Source organism: Mesorhizobium sp. B2-3-15, from assembly GCF_006442875.1.
GTDB lineage: Bacteria > Pseudomonadota > Alphaproteobacteria > Rhizobiales > Rhizobiaceae > Mesorhizobium > Mesorhizobium australicum.
This window is the reverse complement of sequence record NZ_VFVO01000019.1, coordinates 55,309-68,005: the sequence shown is the minus strand read 5'-3', so window position 1 is coordinate 68,005 and position 12,697 is coordinate 55,309. Positions and strand designations below refer to the sequence as shown.

Here is a 12,697-nt window from a genome sequence, read left to right as displayed (position 1 = left end):
ATGAAAACGGTCTGGCGCATCCTTCGCATTGTCCTTTACACGCTGCTGATCGTGGTCGCGGGTGCGATCGGCGCGCTGGTCGTGCTGACCAAGACCGAGCGCGGGCGCGACAACCTCGCCGGCATCATTTCGCGGCTGGCTTCGAGCGCCGACCGCAAGGTCACCGTCAGCGGCATCAACGGCATCTGGTCGGGTAATCTCAGCGTCGACCATGTCGTGCTTGAGGACCGTGAGGGCGCCTGGCTGGTGGCGCGCAAGGTGGCCGTCGACTGGTCGCCGACGGCACTTCTGTCCAAAAGCTTCAGCGCCGATCGCATCGCCGCCGATCGCGTCGAACTGGCACGCCTGCCGGTGGCCGGTACGCAGCCGCCCGCGCAGAGCGGCACGACGACGCTGCCGGTCTCCATCGACATCAAGCAGATCGAGCTGCCGGAAATCGCGCTTGGCCAGCAACTGGCCGGCAGCGGCATCGCCGAGCTCGCGGCCAAGGGAATGCTCAAGGCCGATGCCGCGCCACTGGCGGTCCAGACGGTGCTCAATGTCACCCGTCACGACGGCAAACAGGGCAATGTCGACGCCAAGATCCATTTCGCACCCGCCGATAACAAGCTGGACCTCGACCTCAAGGCGTCGGAGCCGGCCGGCGGCATCATTGCCAACCTGCTCAAGCTGCCGGATGCGCCACCAGTAGATATCGTGGTTTCGGGCAGTGGACCGCTTGCCAACTGGAGCGGTGTCGGCACCTTCCTGGTCGACCATCGGATCGTCACCCAGCTCACCGGCCGTCACCAGCTCACCGACAAGGGCAATCATGTCGAGGCAAAGGGCGACGGCGATTTTGCGCGCTTCCTGCCGGAAAACCTGAAGCCCCTGTTTGCCGGCAAGACCAGCTTCGATGTCGCGGGCACCGCCACGTCGGTCGGCGGTATCAGCATCGACCGGGCCAGCATCGAGAGCGATGCGGTGCACGGCACCGCGTCCGGCATTGCCGATCCTGCCGGCGCCAGCGACCTGTCGGTCGAACTCGCCGCCAAGGGCCCGCCCGTGGTGATCAGCGTCGGCAGCAAGGCGCAGCCGATCACGCTCGCGATCAAGAACGCCACCGCGCGCGCCTTCGGCGACGGCAAGGCGCCGATCGTCGACATCGGCGCCTCCTTCGTTTCGATCGTCGCCGGCGGCACGCGGCTGGACGATCTGGCGGCGCAAATCCATTCCGATGGTTTCGATATCCAGAACCGCGCCGGCCCGGTTGCCGTCAAGCTGGAGGCGGGCGGCCTGAACACCGACGTCGCGACGTTGGCGCCGCTGATCACCGGCAAGGTCAATGTCGATCTGGCCGGTTCGATCAGCAAGGACGCCATTGCCATCGATCAGGGTACGCTGCGCTCCGATGCGGTCAATGCCTCGCTGACGGCGACGGTGGCGCTCGCCGACATGTCGATGCAGCTCAAAATGAATGCCGATGCCGTGGCGACCGCGTTTCCCCAGCAGATCGCCTCGGTACTCGGCGGGCGGGTGAAGTTCTCGGCCACGGCATCGCGCGATCCGCAGGGATCTTTCGCCGCGAACTCCATCGAACTCACTTCGGGATCGCTCAGCGCCAGCGGTACGGCCAGCATGCAAGGCACGGACATCCAGGCCGACATCAAGGGCAAATTGGGCGACGTCTCGGTGTTGTCGCCGACGGTCGGCGTGCCAGTTGCCGGCGGGGTCGATTTCGCGCTGTCGGCAAGCGGCGCGATGACCGCGCCGGATTTCACCGTTAGCGCCAACAGCGACAGCCTGACCGCTTCGGGCCGCACGGTGAAGGCCATCAAGCTGACCGCGAGCGGCAAGGCCGACATAACGAACCCTTCCGCCAACGTCTCGCTGACCGGCGCCGTCAACGACCAGCCGCTCGACATCAAGGCGGCCCTGGTGACCAGCGAGGGCAAGCGTTCGATCAATGGCTTCCTGGTATCGCTGGGCGACAACAAGGTCTCAGGCGACCTGGCGCTCGACGACAAGTTCATGCCCCTGGGCACGCTGACGCTCGCCGCACCTGCCATCGACCAGTTGGCCGCGCTCGCCGGCCAGGCGGTGACCGGCGACATCAACGGCACCATCCTGTTCGCCAAGGACGGCGATGCACCGTCCATTGCCATCGATGCCAAAAGCACGTCGGTCGCGCGTGGCGAGGTGACGGCCAAAGCGATCGCCATCAATGCGCTCGTCGCCAATTATCTCAAGGCGCCGGCGATCTCGGGCACCATCAAGGCCGATGCGGTCACTTCGGGAAACACGGAAATCAGCAGCATCGGCGTCGACCTCAAGCGCGACGGCGACTGGACCGATTTCACTGGTGGCGCGACCATAGCAGGCATTCCTGCGACCGCTGCCGGCCGGGTGAAGATCGCCGAGGGCACCACCAGCGTCGAGATCGCCTCGGGCGACGCCACCGTTCGCGGCATCAAGACGGCGATTGCCGAACCGTCGGCTCTGACCATCGCCGACGGTACGGCCAAGATCGAGAAGCTGGTGCTCGATATTGGCGGCGGCAAGGTGGCGCTGTCGGGCAGCGCTGGCGAGACGCTCGATCTGGCGGCGCAGGTCTCCGCCTTGCCGGCAGCGCTTGCCAATGCGTTTTCGCCTGGCCTGGATGCCACGGGAACGCTTGACGGTATCGCTGAAGTGAGCGGAGCGCCGGCAACTCCCGATATCCGGTTCAACGCGAAACTGGCCGGTGCCGAGACCAGCCAGACCCGCCAGGCAGGGCTCGGACCGCTCGCCGTCGATGCGGCCGGCAGCTACACGATCGCCGGCGGCGTCGCCCTCGACCATGCAACCCTGTCCGGCGACAAGGTCTCTGGGCAGGCCACAGGCACCATCAATCCGAACGGGGCGAGCGATTTTGCGATCGATCTGACCTCGTCGGGTCCCAGCCTGCCGCTGACGGTCGGCAGCGCCGAGAGCCCCGTCAAGATCGAGGTCCGATCAGTATCGGCTAAAATCGCGGGCGAAAGCACGCATGCCCGACTGGACCTTTCCGTGATCCTGCCCTCGGTCGTTACCAGCCCGGCGAAGGTGGACGGACTGACCTTGGCACTGCACTCGGACGCATTCGATCTCCGGAATCGCGCCGGGCCGGTTTCCGGAACGGTATCGGTGGACAAGGTTGGGCTCGACAATCCAACGATCGCGCCGCTTATCGCCGGCAAGGTCACGGCCGCGCTCAGCGCCCGGCTGAGCGCCGACACTGTGGCTATCGACAGCGGCTCGCTGAAAAGCGATGCGCTGAGCAGCCAGGTGGCCGGTCAGGTATCGCTGCGTGACGGTGCCATCGATCTCAACCTGAAGGCGGATGCGCCATCGTCGGCCTTGCCGGCGGCGGCGCGCGGCATGCTTGGCGACCGCGCCCAGATAAGCGCCATGCTGAAGCGCGAACCCAACGGCAATCTCCACATCGGTGGATTGAAGCTGACTTCCGGCGCGCTGAGCGCCGACGGACAGGCAAGCCTTGCCGACAACAAAGTGACCGCCGATATCAGGGGGGCGCTGAGCGACATCTCGCCATTGTCGAAGGATGCCACGGGCGCCATCGCCTTCGCGCTGAGCGCGCAAGGGCCGGCCATGGCGCCCGACCTGTCGCTTACAGTCAACAGCGACAGACTGTCGGTGGCATCGCGCGAGATCACCGGATTGAAGCTCACGGCTACCGGCAAGGCCGATGCCGCCAATCCGGCGGCCAATGTCCAACTCACCGGCAATGTCGCCGGGCAGGCGCTGCAGGGGAGTGCCGTGCTGGCAACGGCGAACGGCAAGAGCGCCATCAACGGCCTGCTGCTGTCGCTGGGCAAGAACCGGATCTCGGGCGATCTGGCGCTGGACGACAAGTTCGTGCCTGAAGGCATCATTTCGCTCGACCTCCCCGACATCGGGCCGCTTGCCGCACTGGCACTGGAAAAGGCCGAAGGCGACGTTCGCGGCACGATCGCCTTCTCCAGGAATGGCGCGGCGCCGCAGGTCGCCATCAAGGCGACGACCGACTCGATCATACGCGGCGACCTGCAGGTGAAGGCCGTCTCGGTCGATGCGCTGATCGCCAATTATCTCGCCGCTCCCGTGATTTCAGGCAAGATCCGCGCCGACACCGTCACCTCGGGCGGTACGGTGATCAGCGGCATCAATGTCGATTTGAAGCGCGATGGCGACTGGACCGGCTTTTCCGGTGGAGCGACGGTCAAGGGCATTCCGGCGCAGGCGGCAGGCCGGGTGAAGGTAGCCAACGGGACGACCACCATCGAGCTTGCTTCAGGCCAGGCGACCGTCCAGGGCATCAAGGCGGCCATCGCCCAGGCCTCGACCGTCAGCATCGCCAATGGCACGACGACGTTGGACAGGCTGGTGCTCAACCTTGGCGGCGGCACCGCGACGGTCACCGGCAAGGTCGGGCAGGCGCTCGACATCAATGCGGTGCTGGCACGCGTGCCGATGTCGCTCGCCAACAGTTTTTCGCCCGGGCTCGATGCCGCGGGTTCCATTTCCGGCACGGTGAAGGTGACGGGCGCACCGGCGAGCCCCGCGGTTGCCTTCAACATAGACGCGGCCGGCGTGCAGACATCGCAGACCCGTGGCGCGGGCGTCGGCGCGGTGAGCGTTTCTTCGTCCGGCACCTTTGCCGGCAACAAGCTGGCCTTCAACGCCAATATCAGCGACGGGGCCGGCCTTGGGCTCAAGGGCGGCGGCACGGTGACGACGGTGGGCACTCCGGCGCTGGCGCTCGACTTCAACGGTGCGGTGCCATTCGGCCTTCTCAGCGAGAAACTTGCCGCGCAGGGCTTGTCGCTGACCGGCAACGCCAACGTCAATGTCCAGGTGCGCGGTCCGGCGAAATCGCCTGTCATCGGTGGTACGGTGAGGGCGTCCGGCGCACGCCTGGTCGATGCCAATTCGGGTCTCGCAGTCAACGACATCGCCCTCGATGTCTCGATCGGCAACGACGTCGCCAGGATCAACCGGCTGACCGGTACACTGTCGACGCGCGGCAGCCTTTCGGCCAGTGGCACGGTCGGCATCAATCCGGCGCAAGGATTCCCGGCCGACCTGTCGATCAAGCTCACGGACGGTCGTTATACGGACGGTCGCGTGGTGACCGCCAACCTTGGCGGCGACCTGACGATCAAGGGGCCGCTGACTTCGGCACCGGCGATTGCCGGCACCGTCAACCTGGCCAAGACCGTCATCACGGTCCCGGACAAATTGCCAGGCTCGCTCTCGGCGCTCGACGTCAAGCACAAGAATGCGCCGGGTCCGGTCAGGGCGCAGGACAAGGCGCTGCGCCCGGCGACGACCAGCGGCAAGAGCGGTGGCAGCGGTCTTGCGCTCGACGTCACGGTCAACGCGCCGAACCAGATCTTCATCCAGGGCAGGGGTGTCGACGCCGAATTCGGTGGCTCGCTCAAGCTAACCGGCCCGGCCTCGTCGCCGCAAGCCGTCGGCACCTTCACCTTGCAGCGCGGCCGGCTGTCGATCCTTGGCAAGCGGCTGACCTTCACCGAAGGCACGGTCGGGTTCTCGGGTTCGCTGGTGCCTTACCTCAATCTGACGGCGACGACGACCACGACCGGCGCGACCGTCACCATCGTGGTGTCGGGCGAGGCGACCAATCCCAAATTCACCTTCAGTTCGGTGCCGGCGCTGCCGGAGGACGAGGTGCTGGCGCAGTTGATCTTCGGGCGGTCGATGTCGAACCTGTCGCCGCTGCAGATCGCGCAGCTGGCCGAGGCCGCCGGACAATTGGCCGGCGTCGGCGGTTCGACGTCGCTTCTGGAAAACCTGCGCAGCGCCATCGGCGTCGACGACCTCGACGTGACCACCGATGATAAGGGCGGCACGGCGGTCTCGGCCGGCAAGTATCTGAACGACCGCACCTATGTGACCATCCAGAAGGGCGACAAGCCGGGTTCCGGCAAGGCGACCATCGATCTCAATGTCGGGCGCGGCGTCAAATTGCGCGGCGAGGCGACGGACGCCGGCGAAGCCAAGGGCGGCGTCTTCTACGAGAAGGAATATTGAGGGCCTGGCCTTCATCCTGGCCGCAACTGGCGCTGTCGTAATCAGTGCGAATGTCTCAATTTAATTGCCCGAAGAGATTTTGGCGAAATCTGGGCGCACTAGCAATTTTGCGCCAAGACTGTCGCTATCACGCGAACTGCCCCCCTTCCAAAGTTGCACATTCGCTAACATGTTCCCAATCCATGCCGTCTTTGACATCATGGCCCGGATGCGGAATGTTAATCGGCGGAAAGCCAACAATGGGAGTTAGTCATGACAATCTATAAGAGCAACGGCGACAGCGTTCCGGATCACATCCTGGCGATGGCCGAAGAAGCCAAGTCGGGCAAAGTCGATCGCCGCGAATTCCTCGCGCTCGCCAGCGTCTTCGGTGCCTCGACCGCCATGGCCTACGGCCTGCTCGGCCTTGCCGCCCCGACCCCGGCCAAGGCTGAGGACGTCCAGGGCAAGAAGGGCGGCGTGCTGAAAGTGGCGATGTCGGTCAAGGATCCCAAGGATCCGCGTACCGCCGACTGGTCCGAGATTTCCAACGCCGAGCGCCAGGCGCTCGAGCCGCTGGTGAAATACACCAAGGAGTACACATTCGCTCCATATCTGCTGGCAAGCTGGGACATCAACGACGACGCCACCGAGTACACGCTGCATGTGCGGCCTGGCGTCGAATGGAACAATGGCGACAAGTTCACCGCCGATGACGTGATCTACAATTTCACCCGCTGGGCCGACAAATCAGCCGAAGGCAACTCGATGCCTGGACGTCTCGGCAGCCTCGTTGACGAAAAGACCAAGAAGTTGCGCGAAGGGTCGATCGTCAAGGTCGACGACATGACCGTCAAACTGAAGCTGTCGAAGCCCGACATCGCCATCATCCCGAACCTGTGCGACTATCCCGGCCTCGTCGTCCACAAGAGCTTCGACGAGAAGGGCGCCAACTTCAAGAACTGCCCGATCGGCACTGGTCCGTTCGAGCTCGTCTCCTATGATGTCGGCCAGAAGGTGGTCTACAAGCGCCGCACGACCGGCAAGTGGTGGCAAGGCGAAGCCTTCCTCGACGGCGTCGAGTTCATCGACTACGGCACCGATCCGGCCGCGACCGTTTCGGCCTTCGAATCGGGCGAAGTGCAGACCAACCACGAAACGACCGCCGACTACGTCAAGATCATCGCGGACGTCGGCGCGCCGCCTTCGGAAGTGGTGACCGCGGCTACCGTGGTGTCGCGCTTCAACGTCAACGCCAAGCCTTATGGCGACCAGAAGGTGCGTCAGGCGATGTGCCTGGCCGTCGACAATTCGGTGGTCCTGCAGCTCGGCTACGGCAATGCCGGCACGCCGGCCGAAAACCACCATGTCGCGCCGATCCATCCGGAATATGTCGAACTGCCGAAGATCAAGCGCGACGTCGCCAAGGCCAAGCAGATGCTGACGGAAGCCGGCGTGATCGATTTCGAACACGAGCTGATCAGCAACGACGAGGACTACCACAAGAACACCACGGACGCGATCGCGGCCCAGCTGCGCGAGGCCGGCATCAAGGTGAAGCGCACCGTGCTGCCGAGCTCGACCTTCTGGAACGACTGGACGAAGTATCCATTCTCGGAAACCAACTGGAACATGCGTCCGCTTGGCATCCAGGTCATCGCCATCGCCTACCGCTCGGGCGAAGCCTGGAACGAGACGGCCTATGCCAATCCGGACTTCGACAAGAAGGTCAACGAGGCGCTCGGCATCGCCGATGCCGAGAAGCGCAAGGTGGTGATGAAGGACATCGAGCAGATGCTGCAGGATTCCGGCATCATCATCCAGCCTTACTGGCGCAAGCTCTACATCAACATCAAGCCCGAGGTGAAGAACCACTCGATGCACCCCACCTACGAGCACGATTTCGGCAAGGTCTGGCTCGATCAGGCGTGACCGTTGCTTGATGATATGAGGGGCGCCTGCCCCTCATATTCGCAGGATCGTCGCCGTTGCATTGGATGCAGCGGCGGCGGGACGCTACAGGGTTTTCGTCACAGGGTTGACCATATCTGACCCCAACCCGGCCGGCAGGGGGGCACAATGTTCTCATTCATCATCAGACGCATCGGCACGATACTGCTCACGATGCTGTGCCTGACGCTGGTCGTCTTCTTCCTCGTCAATCTCGAACCCAATCTAAAAAAGCTGGCGATCAGCCAGACCGAAATGCACACATCGGCGGAGCAACTCGAAAGCTGGCTGGTCAATCACGGCTATCGCCAGAATTTCTTCGTTCGCTATGGCCAGTGGCTCGGCGTCGTGCCCAAGCAGCCGATCACGGATCCGGCGACCGGAAAGACCACGCAGCGCTTCTCCTTCTGCAATGACCCGGCCGTGCCGACATTCTCCGGCGTGATCGAGGGTGATTTCGGCTGCTCGACCAAGTTCAAGACCACGGTCGCGGCCAAGCTGTTCCCTGCGCTGGGCGCTACCGGCATTCTGATGCTCTGCGTGCTGGGCGTAATGGTGCCGGTGTCGCTGCTGGTTGGCATCCTTGCCGGCATGCGGGAGGGGTCGCGCACCGATCGCGTGCTGTCGATCGCCTCGATCGCCTCGACGGCGACGCCTGAATATGTGTCGGGTGTCATCTTCACCGTCATCTTCGCCTCCTGGCTCGGCTGGCTGAACGGGTCGGCCGCCTCAGCAAGCCAGGGCATCACGTTCTACAATTTCACCCTGCCGGTGATCACGCTGGCGATCTACGGCATCGGCTATATCGCACGCATGACACGCGCCTCGATGGTCGAGGTGATGACGCAGCAATATATCCGCACGGCACGCCTGAAGGGGCTTTCCTTCAAAAGCGTCGTGGTCAAGCACGCGCTGCGCAACGCCTTGATCGCACCGTTCACCGTCATCATGCTGCAGTTCCCCTGGCTGCTCACCGGCGTCGTCATCGTCGAGGTGATGTTCCGCTACCAGGGCTTCGGCTACACGCTGGTCGAGGCCGCCGGCAACAACGACATCGATCTTCTGCTCGGCTGTTCGCTGGTCTCGGTGTTCATCGTGCTGATCACCCAGCTCATTTCCGACGTCGGCTACGCATTCCTCAATCCGCGCATCCGCGTTCAGTAGGGAGAAGGCGCATGCAAGCTCAATATATCGGCGCCTCCACCATCATCCTCGAAGTGCTCTGGCGCTTCTGGCCGGTCTGGGCCGCGCTCGCCATCGTCATGGGTGCGAGCTTTCTCTACAAGAAGAAGCTGGCGCTCTACGGCCAGTTGTTCGACAGCGGCGTCGGCATAGCGGGCGTGTTCATCTGCCTGTTCTGGCTGTTCACGGCGATTTTCGCCTCGACCATCTCGCCTTTCGATCCGCTCGGCCAGATCCCGATCATGAAGGACACGCTGCCGGGCGCCATCGAACCGCAATCGGGGCTCGTCTACCTCTTCGGCGGCGACAAGCTCGCCCGCGACGTGTTCTCGCGCATGGTCTATGGCAGCCAGATCGTGCTGATCATCGCACCCGCCGCGACCGGTTTCGCGCTCATGGTCGGCATCACGCTTGGCCTGCCGGCCGGCTACTACGGCGGCAAGATCGATTCCATCCTGTCGTTCCTGGCCAACCTCGTGCTGGCCTTCCCGGTGATCCTCTTGTTCTACCTGCTGGTGACGCCGGGCATCATGGACACGCCGATCCCCTATGCGCTGGCCGGCGTCTTCTTCCTGTTTCCGATCATTTTCTTCAGCGTGCTGTTCTGGACGCGCTACAAGAACCGGCCCGACCGGATTTATGTGCTGCTCGGCCTGACACTGATCATAGGCGGCTGGATCTACCTCGGCCTCGTCTTCGACAGGGACCCGCTGCACATCGTCCACATCGATCCCAACCAGCTCAATATCTTCGTCGCGGTGGTGTTCGCCTCCAGCCCTGGCGTGTTCCGCATCGTGCGCGGCCTGGTGATGGACATCAAGACGCGCGACTATGTGGCGGCGGCGCAGACGCGCGGTGAATCGCCTTGGTACATCATGCTATGGGAGATCCTGCCCAATGCGCGCGGGCCGCTGATTGTCGATGCCTGCCTGCGCATCGGCTACACCACCATACTGCTCGGCACGCTGGGTTACTTCGGCCTGGGCCTCGCGCCCGAGAGCCCGGACTGGGGTACGGCGATCAAGGATGCCAGCCGATTGCTGCGGTCCTTTATTCACCCGGCGCTGCCGCCGACGATCGCGTTGATGTCGTTCGTGCTGGGTCTCAACCTGCTCGCCGACTCACTGCGTGAGCAATCGATGAAGGATTGACGGCGGGGTCTCAGATCCCACTTGGCCAAGAATAAGGATTGGAGCGACCCATGAACGAGGCAGTTCGAAATCCGGCACAGCCGATCATCGAGATCGAGAACCTTTCGATCTCCTTCTTCACCCGCAAGGGCGAGATACCGGCCGTCATGGACTTTTCCTGCACGGTCATGCCGGGTGAGGCGATGGGCATCGTCGGCGAATCCGGTTGCGGCAAGTCGACCGTGTCGCTCGGCATCATGCGCGACCTCTCCAACATCGGAAAGATCGTCGGCGGCAAGATCAAGTTCCAGGGCAAGGACATGGGCGAGCTCTCCGACGAGGAGCTGCGCGCCATCCGCGGCAACAAGATCGCCATGATCTACCAGGAGCCGATGGCCAGCCTCAATCCGGCGATGAAGATCGGCCAGCAGCTGATGGAAGTGCCGTTGATCCACGACAAGGTGTCGACGAAAGAGGCCTACTCCAGGGCGCTCGAAATGGTGCGCTCGGTCAAGCTTCCCGATCCCGAGCGCATGATGCGCTCCTATCCGCACCAGCTTTCCGGCGGCCAGCAGCAGCGCATCGTTATCGCCATGGCGCTGCTGTCGAAGCCGGCGCTGCTTCTGCTCGACGAGCCGACGACGGCGCTCGACGTAACCGTGGAAGCGGGCATTGTCGACCTGGTCAAGGGGTTGGGCGAGAAGTTCGGCACCTCGATGATCTTCGTGTCGCACAATCTCGGCCTCATCTTGGAAACCTGCGACCGCATCACGGTGATGTATTCGGGCGAGGCAGTCGAGACCGGCAAGATCAAGGACGTCTTCGACCGGATGCGCCACCCCTATACGCAGGGGCTGTTCCGTTCGATCCCGCTGCCTGGCGCCGACAAGAACTCGCGGCCGCTGATCTCGATCCCGGGGCAATTGCCACTGCCGCACGAACGGCCCAAAGGCTGCAATTTCGGCCCGCGCTGCCACCATTTCGTCGAGGGCGTCTGCAACGCCGCCGAAATCCCGATGATCGAAGTCGCCGGACACGAGGGCCATTTCTCGCGCTGCGTGCGCTTCAACGAGATCGATTGGGAGGCATTGCCGCCCGGCGCCAAGAAGGTGAATGAGCGCGTCGTGCCCGGTGCGCCAGTACTCAAGATCGAGGACCTGCGGAAATACTACAAGGTCGGCGGCAGCGAGGTGTTCGGCTCGAGCGAAGGCCGCGTCGTCAAGGCCAACGAGACGATCTCGTTCATGGCACGCGAATCCGAAACCGTGGCCATCGTCGGCGAATCCGGCTGCGGAAAGTCGACGCTTGCCAAGGTATTGCTCGGGCTGGAAACCGCCAGCTCCGGCAGCGTCACGCTCGGCAACAAGGAAATCCAGTCGACCGGCATCGAGAAGCGCAGCGTCGACACCGTGTCGTCGATCCAGATGGTGTTCCAGAACCCGTTCGACACGCTGAACCCCAGCCATTCGGTCGGGTCGCAGATCATCCGGACGCTGGAAAAATTCAACGTCGGCAAGACCGTTGCCGACCGCCGCAAGCGCATGCTGGAACTGCTCGACCTGGTGAAACTGCCGCGGGCGTTCGAAACCCGCAAGCCGCGCCAGCTTTCCGGCGGCCAGAAGCAGCGTATCGGCGTGGCGCGAGCCTTCGCCGGCGACGCCAAGGTGGTGGTGGCCGACGAGCCGGTTTCGGCGCTCGATGTCTCGGTGCAGGCGGCGGTGACGGAACTGCTGATGGACATCCAGCGCAAGAACAAGACGACGATGCTGTTCATCAGCCACGATCTCTCGGTCGTGCGCTACATCGCCGACCGCGTCGTCGTCATGTATCTCGGCTATATCGTCGAGCAAGGCACGACAGACCAGATCTTCGCGCCGCCCTACCATCCCTATACCGAGGCGCTGCTCTCGGCGATCCCGATTGCCGACACCAGCGTGGTCAAGAAGCACATCGTGCTGGAAGGTGACATCCCCTCGGCGATGAACCCGCCGTCCGGCTGTCCGTTCCAGACACGCTGCGGCTACAAGAAGCTGGTGCCTGACAATCTGTGCGAGATCAAGGTGCCGCCGGTCAAGAACCTCGGCGATGGCCATATGAGCCTGTGCTGGCTCTCCGACGACGTGCTCAAGACCATGGAGCCGGTGATCAAGTTCGACAGGGAACATGCTGCCCATGAAGGCGTGCCTGACGACGCGCCGCATGGCGAAGGTCCGGGCTTTGCCGGCGACCCGCCGAAGCGGCCACATGGCAAGGTGGCAGGTGCTGAGGCCGACGCGATCGGGGAGGCCGCCGAGGAGGCGGACGCCGTTTCGCGGGCCCGTCGCCACGAAGTCCGCGACGAGGTGTCGGAAACCGGTGATTCAAAACCGAAGGACACGACAAAGCCGCATTAGCGCGGACAG

At 63.6% G+C, this 12,697-nt stretch carries 5 protein-coding genes; all 5 read left to right on the top strand.

The genetic code is table 11. The features are described 5' to 3' along the window. The 5 genes from FJ954_RS29430 (at position 1) to FJ954_RS29410 (ending at position 12,688) form a co-directional block, all read left to right on the top strand. Positions 1-6,054 (top strand): translocation/assembly module TamB domain-containing protein, encoded by a 6,054-nt coding sequence (locus FJ954_RS29430; RefSeq protein WP_140665338.1) that lies wholly within the window; start codon positions 1-3, stop codon positions 6,052-6,054. 252 nt (positions 6,055-6,306) lie between these two features. Continuing rightward, positions 6,307-7,965, top strand: coding sequence for an ABC transporter substrate-binding protein (locus FJ954_RS29425; RefSeq protein WP_015317134.1), 1,659 nt, complete (start codon positions 6,307-6,309; stop codon positions 7,963-7,965). Positions 7,966-8,112: 147 nt separating this feature from the next. Then, entirely contained in the window at positions 8,113-9,147 is a 1,035-nt protein-coding gene (locus tag FJ954_RS29420; protein WP_015317135.1) for an ABC transporter permease, read from the top strand. 11 nt (positions 9,148-9,158) lie between these two features. Beyond that, a complete protein-coding gene (locus FJ954_RS29415) occupies positions 9,159-10,316 on the top strand; it encodes an ABC transporter permease (RefSeq protein ID WP_140665335.1) in 1,158 nt (385 codons plus the stop codon). Positions 10,317-10,366: 50 nt separating this feature from the next. Further along, positions 10,367-12,688 carry an ABC transporter ATP-binding protein gene (locus FJ954_RS29410; protein WP_140665332.1) on the top strand — a complete coding sequence of 774 codons (2,322 nt, stop codon included), beginning with the start codon at positions 10,367-10,369 and terminating at the stop codon, positions 12,686-12,688. Positions 12,689-12,697: the final 9 nt, after the last annotated feature.